The sequence below is a fragment of the Cupriavidus sp. 94F1 genome (genome assembly GCF_057798875.1).
This window is the reverse complement of sequence record NZ_JBYOJT010000006.1, coordinates 120,709-139,198: the sequence shown is the minus strand read 5'-3', so window position 1 is coordinate 139,198 and position 18,490 is coordinate 120,709. Positions and strand designations below refer to the sequence as shown.

General features: G+C 67.5%; 16 protein-coding genes. 11 read left to right on the top strand and 5 right to left on the bottom strand.

What is annotated here, in order from left to right:
- Positions 1-23: 23 nt before the first annotated feature.
- A complete protein-coding gene (locus tag AC3FJ6_RS16675) occupies positions 24-722 on the bottom strand; it encodes a GntR family transcriptional regulator (RefSeq protein WP_249640877.1) in 699 nt (232 codons plus the stop codon).
- A 245-nt stretch (positions 723-967) separates the two neighbouring features.
- On the opposite strand from AC3FJ6_RS16675, the gene AC3FJ6_RS16670 reads away from it, so the two are divergent.
- Positions 968-1,753 (top strand): IclR family transcriptional regulator, encoded by a 786-nt coding sequence (locus tag AC3FJ6_RS16670; RefSeq protein WP_488772904.1) that lies wholly within the window; start codon positions 968-970, stop codon positions 1,751-1,753.
- 26 nt (positions 1,754-1,779) lie between these two features.
- Here the strand turns inward: AC3FJ6_RS16670 and AC3FJ6_RS16665 are convergent, their stop codons facing one another.
- Positions 1,780-3,027: a Zn-dependent hydrolase gene (locus AC3FJ6_RS16665; protein ID WP_488772903.1), complete on the bottom strand. Its 1,248-nt coding sequence runs from the start codon at positions 3,025-3,027 to the stop codon at positions 1,780-1,782.
- 264 nt (positions 3,028-3,291) lie between these two features.
- Here AC3FJ6_RS16665 and AC3FJ6_RS16660 point away from each other — a divergent pair, with 264 nt between their 5' ends.
- The 8 genes from AC3FJ6_RS16660 to AC3FJ6_RS16625 all read left to right on the top strand — a co-directional run bounded on the left by AC3FJ6_RS16660 (position 3,292) and on the right by AC3FJ6_RS16625 (position 10,994).
- Entirely contained in the window at positions 3,292-4,869 is a 1,578-nt protein-coding gene (locus AC3FJ6_RS16660) for an ABC transporter substrate-binding protein (RefSeq protein WP_228770943.1), read from the top strand.
- Between the two features lie 101 nt (positions 4,870-4,970).
- The gene (locus AC3FJ6_RS16655; RefSeq protein ID WP_153948146.1) at positions 4,971-5,921 is read left to right on the top strand and encodes an ABC transporter permease; all 951 of its coding nucleotides are present in this window, start codon (positions 4,971-4,973) and stop codon (positions 5,919-5,921) included.
- Positions 5,922-5,931: 10 nt separating this feature from the next.
- Positions 5,932-6,819: an ABC transporter permease gene (locus tag AC3FJ6_RS16650; protein ID WP_153948145.1), complete on the top strand. Its 888-nt coding sequence runs from the start codon at positions 5,932-5,934 to the stop codon at positions 6,817-6,819.
- 11 nt (positions 6,820-6,830) lie between these two features.
- Positions 6,831-7,913 (top strand): ABC transporter ATP-binding protein, encoded by a 1,083-nt coding sequence (locus AC3FJ6_RS16645; RefSeq protein WP_488773157.1) that lies wholly within the window; start codon positions 6,831-6,833, stop codon positions 7,911-7,913.
- 16 nt (positions 7,914-7,929) lie between these two features.
- Entirely contained in the window at positions 7,930-8,991 is a 1,062-nt protein-coding gene (locus AC3FJ6_RS16640) for an ABC transporter ATP-binding protein (RefSeq protein ID WP_488772902.1), read from the top strand.
- Positions 8,992-9,057: 66 nt separating this feature from the next.
- Entirely contained in the window at positions 9,058-10,248 is a 1,191-nt protein-coding gene (locus AC3FJ6_RS16635) for an amidase (protein ID WP_488772901.1), read from the top strand.
- A gap of 77 nt (positions 10,249-10,325) precedes the next feature.
- Positions 10,326-10,739: a DUF3830 family protein gene (locus AC3FJ6_RS16630; RefSeq protein ID WP_488772900.1), complete on the top strand. Its 414-nt coding sequence runs from the start codon at positions 10,326-10,328 to the stop codon at positions 10,737-10,739.
- An 18-nt stretch (positions 10,740-10,757) separates the two neighbouring features.
- A complete protein-coding gene (locus AC3FJ6_RS16625) occupies positions 10,758-10,994 on the top strand; it encodes a hypothetical protein (RefSeq protein ID WP_153948141.1) in 237 nt (78 codons plus the stop codon).
- Between the two features lie 21 nt (positions 10,995-11,015).
- Here AC3FJ6_RS16625 and AC3FJ6_RS16620 read toward each other — a convergent pair whose 3' ends face one another.
- Positions 11,016-14,126, bottom strand: a complete 3,111-nt coding sequence (locus AC3FJ6_RS16620) for an efflux RND transporter permease subunit (protein WP_400395700.1) — start codon at positions 14,124-14,126, stop codon at positions 11,016-11,018.
- Positions 14,127-14,135: 9 nt separating this feature from the next.
- Positions 14,136-15,254 (bottom strand): efflux RND transporter periplasmic adaptor subunit, encoded by a 1,119-nt coding sequence (locus AC3FJ6_RS16615; protein WP_488773156.1) that lies wholly within the window; start codon positions 15,252-15,254, stop codon positions 14,136-14,138.
- A 533-nt stretch (positions 15,255-15,787) separates the two neighbouring features.
- Between AC3FJ6_RS16615 and hpnD the strand changes: the two genes are divergently transcribed.
- Positions 15,788-16,618, top strand: coding sequence for a presqualene diphosphate synthase HpnD (gene hpnD, locus AC3FJ6_RS16610; protein ID WP_488772899.1), 831 nt, complete (start codon positions 15,788-15,790; stop codon positions 16,616-16,618).
- Between the two features lie 93 nt (positions 16,619-16,711).
- Entirely contained in the window at positions 16,712-17,974 is a 1,263-nt protein-coding gene (locus AC3FJ6_RS16605) for a Zn-dependent hydrolase (protein WP_488772898.1), read from the top strand.
- Here AC3FJ6_RS16605 and AC3FJ6_RS16600 read toward each other — a convergent pair whose 3' ends face one another.
- Complete coding sequence (locus AC3FJ6_RS16600; protein WP_488772897.1) at positions 17,975-18,289, bottom strand: hypothetical protein; 315 nt, start codon at positions 18,287-18,289, stop codon at positions 17,975-17,977.
- Between the last annotated feature and the right edge of the window lie 201 nt (positions 18,290-18,490).

Here is an 18,490-nt window from a genome sequence, read left to right as displayed (position 1 = left end):
TTGTTACGAGGGAAAAGTTCGGGTCAGAGTGTCCGGATGATGTTCTTCCGGAATTCGTCAATGTGTTCGCGGATGGCCTCGCGCACGGCCGGCACGTCGCGCCGCTCCAGGGCGTCGACGATCTCCAGATGCTCCTGGTAGACGTTCTCCAGGTGCTGCGGATCGGACAGCGAAAGGAACCAGAAGCGGGCCTGCTTCTCGTGCAGGCCGCGCAGCAGATCGGCCAGCACGCGGTTGCGCGAGGCGGCCGACATGGCCGTGTGGAACTTCAGATCCAGGGCCGCCAGCGCCGGGATGTCGCGCCGGGCGACCAGTTCGGGCGAGCGGTCGACGATGTCGCGCATCGCCTTGAAATCGCTGTCGTGCCCGCGCTCGCAGGCCAGCGTGGCGCACAGCACCTCATTGGTGGCGCGCACTTCGATCATGTCCAGCACTTCATTGAGCGACAGCGGCGTCACCAGCACGCCCTTGCGCGGCAGGATCGACACCAGCCCTTCCACTTCGAGCCGATGCAGCGCCTGGTGGACGGGCGTACGGCCCAGGCCCAGCAGCGCCGCCACCTGGGCCTCGTTCAGCGGTTCGCCCGGACGGAACTCGCACGCAATGATGCGGCGCTTGATTTCGGTATAGGCCTGCTCGCGCATTGCCGCGCCGCTCTGGGCGGCGGTGGGCGCTGCGGGCGCGGGGTCGGCGGCGCCAACCAGTCGAATCGGATTCACCACGGCGGAGTCACGGTCTGTTCGTTTGAAGTTGCTGTGATACTAGTGTGATATTTCACTGGACACAACCGGGAATTTCCTAGGGGTAAACACCATGTGTCCCCCGACAGCGCGCCATGTGACGGCCGTTGCGCCTATCATGAGCGGTCCGCTATAAATCGATAATCGATACATCAATATCTTGGTGCAATATGCAGCCATCGTGGTGCAGCGGATCACGACGATGGTGCCGAATCCGGATCTCCCCCATGGCCATCAACGACGGCGACCGTCCCGACCCGCTCTTCAACCAGTCCCTGGAAAAAGGGCTCGAAGTCCTGCGCGCGTTCAGCGCCGTGCATCGCACGCTGACCCTGGTGGAAATCGCCACCCTCACCGGCATGACCAGGAGTTCGGCCCAGCGCACCGTCCATACGCTGGAACGGCTCGGCTATGTCGACAAGCACCCGCAGACGCGGCGCTTCCGGCTGACGCCCAGGGTGATGGAGATCGGCTACAACTACCTGGCGGCCGACGCGCTGATCCCGATTGCCAGCCCCTATCTGTCGCAACTGGCCAATGCCAGTGGCGAGACGGCCAACCTGACCGAGCCCGTGGGGCTCGACATGGTCTACGTCGCGCAACTCATGACCGCCAAGCACATGCCGGTGCTGACACCGGTGGGCATGCGGATTCCGATGTACTGCACGAGTTCCGGCCGGGCCTACCTGAGCCAGTTGCCCGACGACCAGGTGCGCGCGATGCTCAAAGCCTCCACGCGGCAGGCGCGGACGCCGGCCACGCTGACCGATGTGGAGGCGATCTTCGAGCAGGTGGTGGCATGCCGCAGCCTGGGCTATGCGTGCAATGAGGAGGAACTGTTCCTCGGTGACATGGGCGTGGGGGCGCCCATCGTGAACAGCCGTGGCGAGGCCGTTGGCGCGGTGCATGTATCCCCGCCGGCCAGCCGCTGGACCATGGCCGACGCGCAGAAGAAGCTCGGGCCGCTGGTGATCGAATGCGCGTGGGCGATCTCGCGGTCGATCGCCCACTGACCTCCGGCGTTCCGCTGCCGGCAGGCTTACCGCGCGTGCTCCAGCATCGCCTGCAGCAGCACGTTGGCGCCGGCTTCGATATGCTCGGGGAGCGCGTCTTCCAGCTCGTTATGGCTGATGCCGTCCTTGCACGGCACGAAGATCATGCCGGTGGGCGCGCGTTGGGCCACGTAGACGGCATCGTGCCCGGCCCCGCTCACCACATCCATATGCGGCAGCCCCAGTGACGCGGCCGCGCGCCGCACGCTGTCCACGCACGCGGGCGCGAAGATGCAGGGCTCGAACTTGACCACCTGGCGCACGGCCACCGTGACGGCGGCGGCGTCCGCGATGCCGGCAAACGCGGCGCGCATCGCCGCGTCCATGCGGTCGAGCCCGGCCTGCGACAGGTTGCGGAAGTCCACCGAGAAATCGACGCGCCCGGGAATCACATTGCGCGAATTCGGCTTGACCTCGACAAAACCCACGGTGCCGCGCCCATGCGGCGCCTCGTCGCGCGCAATGCGGTTGACGGCCTCGATCATGCGCGCCGATGCCAGCAGCGCGTCGTGGCGCAGCGCCAGCGGCGTGGGGCCCGCATGGGCGTCCTGGCCCGTCACGGTCACGTCGTACCACTGCTGGCCCAGCGCGCCGCTGACCACGCCAATCGGCAGGCCGGCGGCTTCCAGCACGGGCCCCTGCTCGATATGCGCCTCGAAATAGGCCGCGTACATGCCGCCCGGCACCTGGCCGGCAGGCTGCGCCCCCAGGTAGCCGATGGTTTCGAGCGCCTCGCCCACGCTCACCCCGTCACGGTCCTGCTGCGCGCGCGCGAATGCCCCGTCGAATACCCCGGCGAACACCCCGGACCCCATCATCACCGGGGTGAAGCGCGTGCCTTCCTCGTTGGTCCAGAACGCCACTTCCAGCGGGGCGCGTGTGGCAATGCCCAGGTCATTGAGCGTGCGCATGACCTCCAGGCCGGCCAGCACGCCGAAGTTGCCGTCGAACTTGCCGCCCGATGGCTGGGTGTCGATGTGGCTGCCGGTGGCCACCGCCGGCGCGTCGGGATCGGTGCCGGCGCGGCGCGCGAAGACGTTGCCGATCTCGTCCACGCGCACGTCAAGCCCGGCCTCGCGGCACCACTGCACCACCAGGTCCCGACCCTTGCGGTCTTCGTCGGTCAGGGCGATGCGGCACACGCCGCCCAGGGGCGTGGCGCCGATCGCGCCCAGGTCCATCAGCGATTGCCACAGGCGGGCGCCATTGATGCGGGGAGTGAATTGCGAATCCATGTCTGTGTTGTCTGCAGTGAGTGAACATCGAGCGTCGAACCAGCAAGAAGCAGACCACCGATGCCGGTGATCCATCGATGGTGCATGGGCACTGGCACATCAATTGCTAGTTCGAGACCGAACACAAGCGTTCAACCCATCCCCCAATCAGGAGCCCTGCCTGTGACCCTCTCCACGTATCCCCGCGCCAAAGGTTTCTCCGCTGTCGTCCGTTCGGCCTCGGCTGCCGTCGCCCTGTCGCTGCTGGCTCTGCCCGGCGCAGCCATGGCCGACAAGGTACTGCGCATCGGCATGACCGCCGCCGATATCCCGCGCACGCTGGGCCAGCCCGACCAGGGTTTCGAAGGCAACCGCTTCACCGGCATTCCGATGTACGACGCGCTGACCGCCTGGGACCTGTCCCGGAGCAACGGCCCAAGCCTGCTGGTGCCGGGCCTGGCCACGGAGTGGAAGGTCGACGACAAGGACAAGACCAGGTGGACATTCAAGCTGCGTCCCGGGGTGAAGTTCCACGACGGCTCGCCGTTCAACGCCGACGCCGTGGTCTGGAACGTCAACAAGGTGCTCGACAAGACCGCCAAACAGTTCGATCCGAGCCAGGTCGGGGTCACGGCATCGCGCATGCCCACGCTGCGCAGCGCGAAGAAGATCGACGACCTGACCGTGGAACTGGTGACGTCCGAGCCCGATTCGTTCGTGCCCTATAACGTGTCGAACCTGTTCATGGCGTCGCCCGCGCAGTGGGAGAAGAAGCTGGCCGCCGTGCCGGCGTCGGTGACCGACCCGGCCGAGCGCAGCAAGCAGGCATGGGTGGCGTTTGCCGCCGATGCATCGGGCACGGGCCCCTTCAGGATGACGCGCTTCGTGCCGCGCGAGCGCCTGGAACTGGCAAGGAACGCCAGCTACTGGGACCCGAAGCGCACGCCGAAGCTCGACAAGGTGGTGATGGTGCCGATGCCCGAGGCCAATGCGCGCACGGCCGCCCTGCTGTCCGGCCAGGTGGACTGGATCGAGGCCCCCGCGCCTGACGCCATCGCGCAGATCAAGAGCCGTGGCTTCGAGGTCTACGCCAACGCCCAGCCGCACATGTGGCCGTGGCAACTGTCGTTCGCGCCCAATTCGCCGTGGCTGGACAAGCGCGTGCGCCAGGCCGCCAACCTGTGCGTGAACCGCGCCGGCCTGAAAACGCTGCTGGGCGGCTACATGGCCGAGGCCAAGGGCATTGTCGAGGCCGGCAACCCATGGTGGGGCAATCCGAAGTTCGACATCAAGTACGACCCGGCCGCGGCGCGCAAGCTGATGAGCGAGGCGGGTTACTCGGCCGCCAAGCCGGTCAAGGTCAAGGTGCAGGTGTCGGCATCGGGCTCGGGCCAGATGCAGCCGCTGCCGATGAACGAATACGTGCAGCAGAACCTCAAGGAGTGCTTCTTCGACGTGGACTTCGACGTGGTCGAGTGGAACACGCTGTTCACCAACTGGCGCATCGGCGCCAAGGACCCGAGCGCGCACGGCACCAACGCCATCAACGTCAGCTTTGCGGCGATGGACCCGTTCTTCGCCATGGTCCGCTTCGTCAGCACGAAAACCCAGCCGCCGGTTTCGAACAACTGGGGCTACTTCGGCAATGCCGAGTTCGACAAGCTGATCGAAACCGCGCGTACGTCGTTCGGCGAGAAGGACCGTGACGCCGCGCTGGCCAAGCTGCATGCCCGCATCGTCGAGGAAGCGCCGTTCGTGCTGATCGCCCACGACGTGGGCCCGCGCGCGATCTCGAAGAAGGTCAAGGGCGTGGTGCAGCCGCAAAGCTGGTTCATCGACATTGCGACGATGTCGATGGATTGAGCCGGCAAGCAAATGCTGCCGGTTGCTCCCCTCTCCCATGTCAATGGGAGAGGGTGCCATATAGAAACGCCCTCGCCACCCCCACAAGCCGGCCACAGACCATGACTTACCTGCTCCGCCGCATCGTGTATGCGCTGCCGATCCTGCTTGGGGTCGCCCTGCTCTGCTTCTCGCTGGTTCATATCGCGCCCGGCGATCCGCTCGTGTCGGTGCTGCCGCCCGATGCGTCCGAAGACCTGCGCCGCCAGCTGACCGCGCTGTACGGCTTCGACAAGCCGTTCCTGGAGCAATTCCTCCACTGGCTCGCGCGCGCGCTGCATGGCGACCTGGGGACGTCGATCGCGACGAACCGGCCCGTGATGGCCGAAGTGTCGAACGCGGTCATCAACTCGATCCGGCTGGCCGCCGTGGCCACGCTGATCGGCTTCACGTTCGGCAGCCTGTTCGGCTTCGTGGCCGGCTACCTGCGCGATTCGGTGCCCGACCGCGTGGCGTCGTTCCTGTCGGTGCTGGGCGTCAGCATCCCCCACTACTGGCTGGGGATGGTGCTGGTCATCGCGTTCTCGGTGCTGCTGGGCTGGCTGCCGGCCACCGGCGCCGGCCCCGATGGCTCGGGCTCCTGGCGGTGGGACTGGGAACACATCCAGTACATGCTGCTGCCGGCCGTGACGATGTCGGTGATCCCTATGGGCATCGTCGCCCGCACGATCCGGGCGCTGGTGGCCGAAATCCTGTCCAACGAGTTCATCGTCGGGCTGCGCGCGCGCGGGCTGTCGGAGTTCGCCGTGTTCCGGCACGTGGTCAAGAACGTGGCGCCCACCGCGCTGTCGGTCATGGGCCTGCAGCTCGGCTATCTGCTGGGCGGCTCGATCCTGATCGAGACGGTCTTCTCGTGGCCCGGCACCGGGTTCCTGCTGAACTCGGCGATCTTCCAGCGCGATTTTCCGCTGCTGCAGGGCACGATCCTGGTCCTGGCCGTGTTCTTCGTGCTGCTGAACCTGCTGGTCGACGCGCTGCAGACGCTGTTCGACCCGCGCATCCAACGGAACTGAGGAGCCTGCCATGGAAATGACACTGAACAAGGCCGTGGCGCCGCTGCCGGTGGAACGCTCCCCCGGCTACTGGACCACCGTGGGCCGGCGCCTGCTGCGCAACAGGCTGGCGATGCTGGCCGCGCTGATCCTGCTGGCGCTGATCGCCATGGCCGTGTTTGCCCCGGCGCTGATGCCGGCCGACCCGTACGCATCGTCGATTCTCAAGCGGCTCAAGCCGATAGGCTTCGCGGGCTATCCGCTCGGCACCGACGAGCTGGGCCGCGACATGCTGTCGCGCCTGATGCTCGGCGCGCGGCTGTCGCTGTTCATGGGCATCACACCCGTGCTGCTGGCGTTCGTGATCGGCAGCGCCATCGGCATCGTGGCCGGCTATGCCGGCGGCTGGACCAACACGGTCATCATGCGGCTCACCGACATCCTGTACGCGTTCCCGTCGGTGCTGCTGGCCATCGCGCTGTCCGGCACGCTGGGCGCCGGCGTGGGCAACGCGCTGCTGTCGCTGACCATCGTGTTCGTGCCGCAGATCGTGCGCGTGGCCGAAAGCGTGACCACCCAGGTGCGCAACCGCGAGTTTGTCGATGCGGCGCGCGCCTCGGGCGCCTCGTCGCTGACCATCGTCCGGGCGCACGTGCTCAACAACGTGCTGGGGCCGATCTTCGTCTACGCCACCAGCCTGATCTCGGTGTCGATGATCCTGGCGTCCGGGCTGTCGTTCCTGGGCCTGGGCGTGAAGCCGCCCGAGCCCGAATGGGGCCTGATGCTCAACACGCTGCGCACGGCCATCTACACGCAGCCGTGGGTGGCGGCGCTGCCCGGTGCGATGATCTTCCTGACCTCGATCTCGTTCAACCTGCTGGCCGACGGCATCCGCTCGGCCATGGAAATCAAGGAGTGAGCATGGCCGAGATGCTGGCAACCCCCCATCCCGTCGTACCGGGCGCCGCCGCCGATGTCGGCGGCCCGGCCCAGCCACTGGTGATCGCACGCGACCTGGTCAAGCATTTCCCGCTGAAATCGGCGGTGCCGTTCCGCGCCGGGGGCGTGGTGCGGGCCGTCGATGGCGTCAGCTTCGACGTGCGCAAGGGCGAAACGCTGGGGGTGGTGGGCGAATCCGGATGCGGCAAGTCCACCACGGCGCGGCTGCTGATGCAGCTGACGCCGCACGACAGCGGCGAACTGATCTTCGACGCCCAGGGCGTGGGCTCGCCGCAGTTGCCGATGAAGGCCTTCCGCAGCCAAGTGCAGATGGTGTTCCAGGACAGCTATTCGTCGCTGAACCCGCGTCTGACCATCGAGGAATCGGTCGCCTTCACGCCGCGCGTGCACGGCGTGCCGTCCCGCGAAGCCACCGAGCGGGCGCGCTATCTGCTGGAACGCGTGGGCCTGGACCCGAAGCGATTTGCCGGCCGCTATCCGCACGAACTGTCGGGCGGCCAGCGGCAGCGCGTGAATATCGCGCGTGCGCTGGCCCTGCGGCCGCGCCTGGTGATCCTGGACGAAGCGGTGTCCGCGCTGGACAAATCCGTCGAAGCCCAGGTGCTGAACCTGCTGCTGGACCTCAAGGCCGAATTCGACCTGACCTACGTCTTTATCAGCCACGACCTCAACGTGATCCGCTACCTGTGCGACCGCGTGATGGTCATGTACCTGGGCAAGGTCGTGGAGATCGGCGACACCGAATCGGTCTATGCCAACCCCGCGCACCCGTACACGCGCGCGTTGCTGGCGTCGATGCCGTCGATGGACCCCGACCACCGGACACAGGCCGCGCCGCTGGCCGGCGACCCGCCCAACCCGATCAACCCGCCGTCCGGCTGCAGCTTCCATCCGCGCTGTGCCCGTGCCGAGCCCGTTTGCGAACGCCGCGCGCCGGTGCTGTCCGATGCGCTGGCCGGCCATCCGGTGTCGTGCCTGATGGCGATGCCCGACGGCGGCCATTCGCTGCCGCTGCGCCGCATGACGCCCGGCCTGCACGCCGCCACGCCCTGAATCGCGGGAGATTTCGATGTCCACAGACTCCACCAGTTCCTCTTCCAGCGCCGCCGCCTCCGCCGCCTCCGCCAGCCCCGCCCCGCCGGCCGTCTCGGTGCGAGACCTGCGGGTGACGTTCTCGGGCGGCGGCAAGACCATCCGTGCCGTGAATGGCGTGTCGCTCGACGTCGCGCCGGGCGAAGCGGTTGCCCTGATCGGCGAATCCGGTTCGGGCAAGAGCGTGACGCTGCGCGCCCTGATGCGCCTGCATCCGCCCCGCCGCACGACGATGCAGGGCGATATCCGCGTCGCCGGGCAGGATGTCCTCAAGCTCGACAAGCGCGCGCTGGCCCGGCTGCGCGGCGGCATCGTCGCCATGGTGTTCCAGGAGCCGCTGCTGGCGCTCGACCCGGTCTACACCGTGGGCCAGCAGATCGTCGAATGCATCCGCACCCATCGCAAGGTATCGCGGGCCGAAGCCCAGGCGCTGGCGCTCAAGGCGCTGGAATCGGTGCGCATTCCGAGCCCGGAGCGCCGCCTGGCCGCGTATCCGCACGAGATGTCGGGCGGCATGCGGCAGCGCGCGATGATTGCGCTGGCGCTGTCCGCGCAGCCGAAGATCCTGTTGGCCGACGAACCGACCACGGCGCTCGATGCGACGGTGCAGATCCAGGTGCTGATCCTGCTGCGCGAACTACAGCGCGAACTGGGCCTGTCGATCGTCTTCGTCACCCACGACATCGGCGCGGCCGTGGAGATTGCGGACCGCGTGGCGGTGATGTACGGCGGCCGTATCGTCGAGGAAGGCCCGATCCGCACGCTGATGCGCGAGGCGCGCCATCCCTACACCATTGCGCTGCTGCAAAGCCGCCAGCATGGCATGGACCGCGGCCAGCGCCTGCAGACGATCGGCGGCGCACCGCCCGACCTGGCCAACCTGCCGCCGGGCTGCACATTCGCGCCCCGCTGCGCGCAGGCGCGGCCCGAGTGCCTGGCAGCCGTGCCGCCGGCGGTATCACTGGGCGGCGGCCACCGCGTGAGCTGCGTGCTGGTATCCGAACCCGCATCCAGCGCCTCCAGCGAATACGCGGCATGACCCCTTAGCGGCATGACCCCTTAGCGGCATGACCCCTTACCTTCTCGACCAAGGAAACCGAACACCATGAGCCTGGCCACCCATCCCGCCCGCGCCTTCCTGCCCTACCCCGATGCCGCCGTGCCGAACGCGGGCACCGGCCCGCTGCGTGGCCTGACCTTCGCGGTCAAGGACCTGTTCGACGTGGCCGGCTATCCCACGGGCGGCGGCAATCCGCATGTGCTGGCGCGCTCGGGCATCAAGACCGCCACGGCGCCCACCGTGCAGAAGCTGCTCGACGCCGGTGCCAGGTTCATCGGCAAGGTACACACCGACGAGCTGGCCTTCTCGATGAACGGCCAGAACTACCACTACGGCGGCCCGTACAACGGCGCGGCGCCCGACCGCATCACCGGCGGGTCGTCGTCGGGATCGGCGTCGGCCGTGTCACACCAGCTCTGCGACTTCGCGCTGGGCACCGACACGGGCGGATCGGTGCGCGCGCCGGCCAGCCATTGCGGGCTGTTCGGCATCCGGCCCTCGCATGGCCGCATTTCGCTGCAGGACTGCATGCCCCTTTGCGAATCGCTCGATACCTGCGGCTTCTTTGCCCGCGATATCGCCACGTTCGCCCGGGTGGCGGATGTCCTGTGCGGCGCCGATGGCGATCCGCTGCCGGCCCGGCCCCGGCTGCTGCTGGCGTCCGACCTGTTCGAACTGCCCACCCCCGCCGCGCGTGCCGCGCTGGCGCCGACCGTGGCGCGCATCGAAGCCATCCTCGGCAACGCCACGCCGGTGGACGTGGCGGACCGTCCGTTGTCAGACCTGTACTGGGCGTTCCGCTACGTGCAAGGCTGGGAAGCCTGGCAGGCCGACGGTGCGCTGATCGAAAATTACGGGTTGCAGCTCGGGCCCGATATCGCCGGCCGCTTTGCGTTCAGCAAGGGCGTGACGCAGGCCCAGTTTGAACAGTCGAGCGCCGTGCGCCGCGAGTTCACCGCGCACCTGGGCCGGCTGCTGGGCCATGACGGCATCCTGGTGCTGCCGACCATGCCCGACATCGCCCCGCTGCGCGCCACGCCGATGGAGGCACTGGAGGACTACCGCACGGCGGCCGCTCACACGCTGTGCCTGACGCCGCTGTCGGGTTTTCCGCAACTGAGCCTGCCGCTGTCGGGCCGGGACGGGGCGCCGCTGGGCATCTCGCTGCTGGGGCCCAAGGGCAGCGACCGCAGCCTGATCGCCGTGGCGCAGACGCTGATGACGGCACTGGTCTGACGGGCCGGCATAGGCTACGCTCCACTGGACCCCGCCGCCCCGTGCCGGCGGGGACAGACACGCAATAGGAAAACTCCATGACCCGACTCCGCATCACCGCCGCCGGCCACACATTCATCGCCGAGACGAACCCGGACGCCCCCGACACCGTGGCCGCCTTCATGAAGCTGCTGCCCTACCGGCAGAAGCTGATCCACGTGCGCTGGAGCGGCGAAGGCTGCTGGATTCCGCTGGGCGAATTCAAGCTCGGCGTGGGCTTCGAAAACCACACCAGCCATCCGTCGGTGGGCGATATCCTGTTCTATCCGGGCGGCTACAGCGAGACCGAGATCATCCTGGCCTATGGCAGCTGCTGCTTTGCGAGCAAGATGGGCCAGCTGGCCGGCAACCACTTCCTGACCATCGTCGAAGGCAAGGAAAACCTGCGCGCGCTGGGCACCAAGGTGCTCTGGGAAGGCGCGCAGGACGTGGTGTTCGAGCTGGCAGAGTAGCTGGCCGGGGACCTCGCCATGTACATGATCTACTGGACCGAGGCCACTGCCCAGGGCATGGCCCCGCACGCCCAATCGTTCCCGGGCGACGCGCTGCGGGATGCGCTGCAGTTCGCCGAGGCGCTGCGCCGGCGGCAGTTCGCCGGCGAGCCGGTGAGCTTTGTCACGCTCTGTTCGGAAAACCCGAATTCGGTGGGCAAGCCCGGCGCGGCAGACCCGGCGCCGGACTACGAATGGAAGAAGCGCCGGCCGTAAGGCCAGCGCCCTCGCTCCCGATCAGCCCGCCATCACGCCGCGCTCGTCCTCGGGCGGCTTGATGCGGAACCACGTGGCATAGAGCGCCGGCAGGAACAGCAGCGTCAGCACGGTGGCCACCACCAGCCCGCCCATGATGGCCACGGCCATCGGCCCCCAGAACGTGGATCGGGACAGCGGGATCATGGCCAGCACCGCCGCCGCGGCCGTCAGGATGATCGGCCGGAAACGGCGCACCGCCGATTCCACGATGGCGTTCCACGGCGGCAGCCCGGACTGGATGTCCTGCTCGATCTGGTCCACCAGGATCACCGAGTTGCGGATGATCATGCCCAGCAGCGCCGTGATGCCCAACTGCGCGACAAACCCCATGGGCGAATGCAGCAGCAGCAGCGTGGCGGCGGCGCCGATCAGGCCCAGCGGCCCGGTCAGGAACACCATCACCGCGCGCGAGAAGCTGTGCAACTGCAGCATCAGCAGCGTGAAGATCAGGAAGATGCACAGCGGCAGCTGGGCCGCGATCGAGGCGCCGGCCTTGCCGCTTTCCTCCTGGGCACCGGCGATCGTGATCCGGTAGCCGGCCGGCAGCGCGGCCCGGATCGGGTCCAGCTTGGGATTGATCTGCGCGGTGACGGTGGGGCCCTGGATGCCATCGACGATATCGGACTGCACGGTGATGCCGAAATCGCGGTTCTCGCGCCAGATCACGCCAGGCTCGGACTTCAGCGTGACGCGCGCAACCTGCGTCAGCGGCACGGCACGCCCGGTGCTGGTGGGCACCAGCACATTATTCAGGTCCGACATCGTGTCGCGCTCGCTGCGCGGCGTGCGCATGATGATGTCGATCAGCTTGTCGGCGTCGCGATACTGGCCCACCGGCACGCCCGTCAGCACGGCCTGGGTGGCCCGCGCGATGGCGTTGGTCGTCACGCCCAGCGCCCGCGCCTTGTCCTGGTCCAGCTCCAGCCGCAGCATCTTGACGTTCTCGTTCCAGTTGTCATTGACGCCCACCGTGTTGGGGTTGGCCGTCATGATCGCCCGCACCTGGTCGGCCACCTTGCGCACCCCGCCGGCGTCGGGCCCGATCACACGGAACTGCACCGGATACTGGACCGGCGGCCCGTTCGGCAGCAGCTTCACGCGGCCGCGCAACTGCGGAAACTCCGTGACCAGCACGCGCTCGATACGCTTGCGCAGCGCATCGCGCGCTTCCACCGTCACCGGCATCACGATGGCCTGGGCCACGTTCGACTGCGGAAAGATCTGGTCCAGCGGCAGGTAGAAACGCGGTGCGCCGGTGCCGACGAACGACGTCACGCTTTGCACGCCCTTGTCGCGGCGCATGGCGGCTTCGAAGCGTTTGGTCATGGCCTCGGTCTCCGCAATGGCGGTACCCTCCGGCATCCACAGCTCCACCATCAGCTCCGGGCGGCTCGAATCGGGGAAGAACTGCTTTTCGACGTACTTGAACGCCAGCAGACCCAGCGCGAACGCCACCAGCGTGATCGCAATCACCGTCTTGCGCCACGTGACGCACCAGTTCACCAGTTGTCGGAAGCGCGCGTAGAACGGCGTGTCGAACACCTCGTGATGGCCGCCGTCCTGGGTGCGCGTCTTCAGGATCAGGTAGCCCAGATACGGCGTGAAATAGACAGCCGCCAGCCACGACAGCACCAGCGCCAGCGACGTCACCGCAAAGATCGCGAACGTGTATTCGCCCACCGTGGAGCGCGCCAGCCCCACCGGCAGAAAGCCCGCCGCCGTGATCAGCGTGCCGGTCAGCATCGGCATGGCCGTCGAGGTATAGGCAAAGGTGGCCGCCTCCATCTTCGAGAAGCCTTCCTCGAGCTTGCGGACCATCATCTCCACGGCAATGATGGCGTCATCGACCAGCAGCCCGAGCGCGATGATCAGCGCCCCCAGCGATATCTTGTGCAGGCCGATGCCGAAGATGTTCATGAACAGGAACGTCACCGCCAGCACCAGCGGGATTGTCAGCGCCACCACCAGGCCGGGCCGCACGTCCAGGCGCAGCGGCCGGGTATGCAGGCCCAGCGCCACGAAGCTCACGCCCAGCACGATCACCACGGCCTCGATCAGCACGTGCACGAATTCGCCCACGCTGCGCTTGACGGCCTGCGGCTGGTCCTGCACCTGATCCATCTCGATGCCCACCGGCAACTGCCCGCGCAGGCCATCGGTCACGCGGCGCAGTTCCTGGCCCAGCGCGATGATGTCGCCGCCCTTTTCCATCGAGATGCCCAGCCCGATCACGTCCTTGCCGTTGAAGCGCATCTTGCTGACGGGCGGGTCCACATAGGCACGGTACACGTGCGCGATGTCGCCCAGGCGGATATTGGCGATGCCGTTGGGCCCGCGCAGCACCAGGTTCTGCAGGTCTTCCACGTCGCCCAGCTGGCCCGTGACGCGCACCTGCAGGTTGTCGGTGGGCGTCACCAGCACGCCGCTGCCGGTGGGATTGTTCTGCTCCGAGATCTGGTTGGCGATGGCGTTGATGTCCAGCCCCAGCTGGGCAAATCGCGCCTGGTTGAACTCGATGAAGATCTTCTCGTCCTGCAGCCCCAGCAGCGTGACCTTGGCGACGGCCGGAATGCGCAGCAGTTCCTGCCGCACCAGGTCGGCGTATTCGCGCAGTTCCTTGTAGCTGAAGCCGTCGGCGGACAGCGCGTAGATCGAGCCGTAAACGTCGCCAAACTCGTCGTTGAAGAACGGCCCGCGCACGCCCTGCGGCAGGGTCTGCTGGATATCGCCGATCTTCTTGCGCACCGTGTACCAGATCTGCGCGGTGTCCTTGGCCGGCGAATTGTCGGCCAGCTGGAAGATCACCGTGGTCTCGCCCGGCTTGGAGAAACTACGAATCTTGTCGGCATACGGCACTTCCTGCAGTTGCCGTTCGATCTTGTCGGTGACCTGCACGGCAATCTGCTCGGCCGTGGCGCCAGGCCAGAAGGCCTGCACCACCATCACGCGGAACGTGAACGGCGGATCTTCGTCCTGGCCAAGCTGGAAGAACGCCAGCAGGCCGCCCAGCAGCAGCACGACCAGCAGGTAACGCGTGAGCGGCTGGTGTTCGAGCGCCCAGCGCGACAGGTTGAAACGGGAATGTTCCATGCGCCGCCCTCAGCCCAGGCGGCGGTCAAGGGCGCTCAGCTGCGCGCCGGGGTTCGAGGCCGGCTGGGCCGGCGCCACGCTCTGCATCGGCTTGACCTTCTGCCCGGGCTTGAGCAGATGGACGCCGGCCGTGACGATGGTCTGGCCCGGCGTCAGACCCTGCCGCACCTCGATCAGGTTGCCCTGCGCCTCGCCCAGCGTCACCGGCACCGGCTTGACCGTACCGCTGCCGCCCTGCCCGGGCTGGTAGATCCACACCTGGTTGGCGCCCTTGTCCTGCAGCAAAGCGGTCAGCGGCACGCGGATCGTGGCCGCATCGCCGGTCCGGATGAACGACACCACGGCCGTCATGCCGATGCGCAGGTCGGCCGGCGGGTTGGGAATGCTGACGCGGGTGGGATAGGTACGCGTGACCGGATCGGCGGCCGCCGAAATCTCGCGCACCCGGCCCGGCAACGTGCGGTGGGGGTCCGACCACGTATGGATCGACACATCGGTGATGCCACGCAGCATGTCGACCTGATCCTCGGGCAGGCCGATGGCCACTTCCTTTTCGGCGGTCTGCGCCACACGGATTACCGGCTGGCCCGGCGTGACCACCTGGCCCACCTCGGTGTCGATGGCGGTCACCACGCCGTCGGCGTCGGCCGTCAGCACCGCGTAGCCGGTCTGGTTCGACTGGTTGCGCAGGCTGGCCTGCGCCTGTTCCAGCCGCGATGCGGCCGAATCGAAGGTCGCCTGGCGGCGGTTCAGCTCGGCCGCGCTGATAAAGTTCCTGGCCGCCAGTTCCTTGTAGCGTTTCAGGTCGGCAGCGGCCAGGTCGCGGTCGGTTTTGGCCGCATCGTACTGGGCCCGCGCGCCGGACTCGGCCAATGCCAGGTCGGTCGGATCGAGCCGGGCCAGCGGCTGCCCCTTGCGTACGCTGGCCCCGACATCGACCAGACGGGCCGCGATCTTGCCGCCCACCCGGAATCCCAGCCGCGACTCGATACGCGGGCGCACTTCGCCCGAAAACTCGTATTCGGTCTTGCCGGCCGCCGGGCTCAGTTGCATCAGGCGTACAGGCCGCACGTCCTCCACAGGCTCGGCCTGCTTGCCGCATCCGCCCAGTGCCAGCAGCCCCACCATGGCCAGCAGCCCCGCGGCCGCACGGACCCGTCCCGGCCGCACCGGGGGACGTACGGCCAGGCGCGACTTGGGAACGAGATCAACTTCAGCGGCCGCAACTTCCGGCCTGGCAACGGGCACTGGCATGGACAAGCGTCTTTGAGTCGGTGGAAAAGGATGAAGCTGGGGTGCAGCAAAAACCGGCTGAAACTCGGGCTGAATCCGGCAGCGGTACTGCGCGGCCTTGTGGCCGGATGGTGTCTCGCTGGCGCCTCGGGTCGGGCGCGTTGCCGCCGTTCCGGTCGACTCCCGGAACTTCGGAAATCGGCCATGGGGCGTTAATAACTTTGCGGTCAGTAATATAGCGAGCGGCCATGAGTGCGTCAAACGCCGGATGACGAACGGCTGTATTCCGCGACAAAACGCCACGTTCCCGGCGCCGCACGCAATAAGGGCCTTTTTCATCACACAATCGCGGAGGCCGCTCCAGGTGGCCAATGTTACAATTCGCCGCTTTGGCGCCGCCCCCGCCGCCCCACCAGAAAGAGATTGGCGTGACGCCCGATCAGTATTGCCAGGACAAGGCCGCGAAAAGCGGCTCCAGCTTCCATTACAGCAGCCTGCTCCTGCCCCCCGAACGCCGCCGCGCGCTGACGGCCCTGCAAGCCTGGCGCCTGGAGCTCGATGCCATCGTTCACGAGAACCATGATGCCGGCGTGGCCCTGCAGCGGCTGGACTGGTGGCGCGCCGAACTGCGCCGCCTGTACGAAGGCAGCCCGAATCATCCCGTCAGCCACGCGCTGCTGCCCTACCTGGCCAGCCTGCCCCAGGCAGAGATGACCCAGGTGCTCGACGGCACCGAGATGGACCTCGCCCAGTCGCGCTATTTCGACGAGGGCGCGCTCGGCCGGTACTGCAGGCTGGTGGGCGGTACGCTCGGCAAGCTGTCGGCACGGCTGCTGGGCTTTACCGATGAACGTACGCTGGAGTCGGCCGAAAAGCTCGGGCTGTCGCAGATGCGCATCCGCATCGTGCGCGAGGTGGGCCACGACGCCCGTCAGGGCCGCGTCTACATTCCCGTGGATACCCTGCAGCGATTCGAGGTGCCGGTGGCCGACATCATGCAGTCGCGCCATTCCCCGCAGTTTGTGTCCCTGATGCGCGAACAGGCCGCGCTGGCCCGCACGCTGTACCAGGAAGCGCTGGCGCTGCTGCCCCGCGCCGACCGCCGGGCCCAGCGCGCGGCGCTGGCGCTGGCGGCCATCCACCATGCCTTGCTTGACGAGATCGAAGCCAGCGATTTCCAGGTGCTGACCCAGCGCATTGCGCTGACGCCCATGCGCAAGCTGTGGCTGGCGTGGAAGACCTGGCTCAGGAATGGCTGAGCGCGGGCGCCTTGCCGCGTTGACTCCTTCCGCTGCCTTCGCCGTCCCTTGCCGTCAGTCCCTGGCGGCCAGTTGTTTCAGAGTATCGATGCCATGACCCCTGCCACGCCCTCTCTTGGCCAGCTGATTCTTGATCGCGCCGACGCCCTGGCCCGGCATTCCGATATGGAAGGCGGCCTGACCTGCGCCTATCTGACGCCCGCCCATACCCAGGCGCAGGCGCTGCTGGCGCGCTGGATGGAAGATGCCGGCATGGCCGTGCGCATTGACGCCATCGGCAACGTGATCGGCCGCTATGCCGCCGACCCGGCCGAGCCGAACCCCACGGTGCTGATGACCGGGTCGCACTTCGACACGGTACGCAACGGCGGACGCTACGACGGGCGGCTGGGCATCCTGCTGCCCATCGCCGTGGTGGGCGCGCTGCGCGACGCGGGCATCCGCCTGCCCTACCACTTCGAGGTCGTGGCTTTTGCCGAAGAAGAAGGCCTGCGCTTCAAGACCAGCTTCCTGGCCAGCAGCGTGCTGGCGAACCGCTTCGATCCGGCGTTGCTGGACCGTGTGGACACCGATGGCGTGTCGATGCGCGATGCCTTGGCGCAGGCGGGCTTCCCGGGCGCAGGCAGCCTGGACGCGCTGCGCGCCGCGGCGGTCGATCCCGCCACGCTGGCCGGCTTTGTCGAAGTCCATATCGAACAGGGCCCGGTGCTGCTCAATCGCGGCCTGCCGCTGGGCATCGTGACGCAGATCGCCGGTAGCAGCCGCTTCCAGGTGCGTGTGGAGGGCCTGGCCAGCCATGCCGGCACCACGCCAATGGATATGCGACGCGACGCGGCCGCCGGCGCAGCGGAAATGATCTTGCTGGTGGAGCAGCGCTGCGGCCAGGTGCCGACGCTCGTCGGCACGGTGGGCCAGCTGCAGGTGCCCAACGGATCGAGCAACGTGATTCCTGCCGCATGCGTATTTTCGATGGACATCCGCGCGGGCGAGGACGGCATCCGCGAAGCGGCCATCGCCGATATCGTGGCAGGCATCGAGACCATAGCGGCCCGGCGATCGCTCCAGGTCGCCGTGGAACGGGTCACGCCGGTCAACAACGCGCCGTGCGCGCGCTGGCTGATGGACCAGTTCGCGGCGGTGCTGAGAAAGCGTGGGCTGGAGGCGTTCGAGCTGCCTTCAGGGGCCGGGCACGACGCGATGATGATGCAGCGGATCACCGATGTGGCAATGCTGTTCGTGCGCTGCGGCAATGGCGGGATCAGCCACAATCCGGCGGAAACGATCACGGTGGAAGACGCCCAGCAGGCCGCCGAGGTATTCGTGGACTTCCTGCGGCACTTCCGGACGGCGGGCTGATCAGCCGCCCTGGTACATTTCCTTGCCGATGTCGTAAAGATTCTTGCGCAGCGTCTTGCGTTCGTCGGGCGACAGGCGCTGGCTGCCGCCGCGCTGCCCCTGACGCGCGGCACGCTCGGCCATGTCGCGCTCGGTCTCGGCACGATCATTGCGGCGCGGTTGCTGACGGTTGCGTTCGGGTGCCGCCGGGCTGCTGCCGGGCCCGCCCGGCGGCTGGCCCTTGGGATGAAGCAAATGCGCCATGCCCGCCGACTGGGCGAATGCCGGGGCAGGCGCCGCGGCGATCAGCAGGGTCAGGCCGGCCAGACAGACCACTCGCGCGCAAATTGTGCGACGCAGGGTTTGCCCGTGCCGGTTATGCTTCACTTTCATTGGATAATGGCGGTTTCGACCGTGGCTTCCGGATCGATCTTCAGGATCCCCGGGGGCAGCGCACCGGCATCGCCCCGACGACAGCAAGGCGAATGCCTGTGTCACGGCCGGAACAGTACGATGCCCGTGGTGACCGTTCAGTTC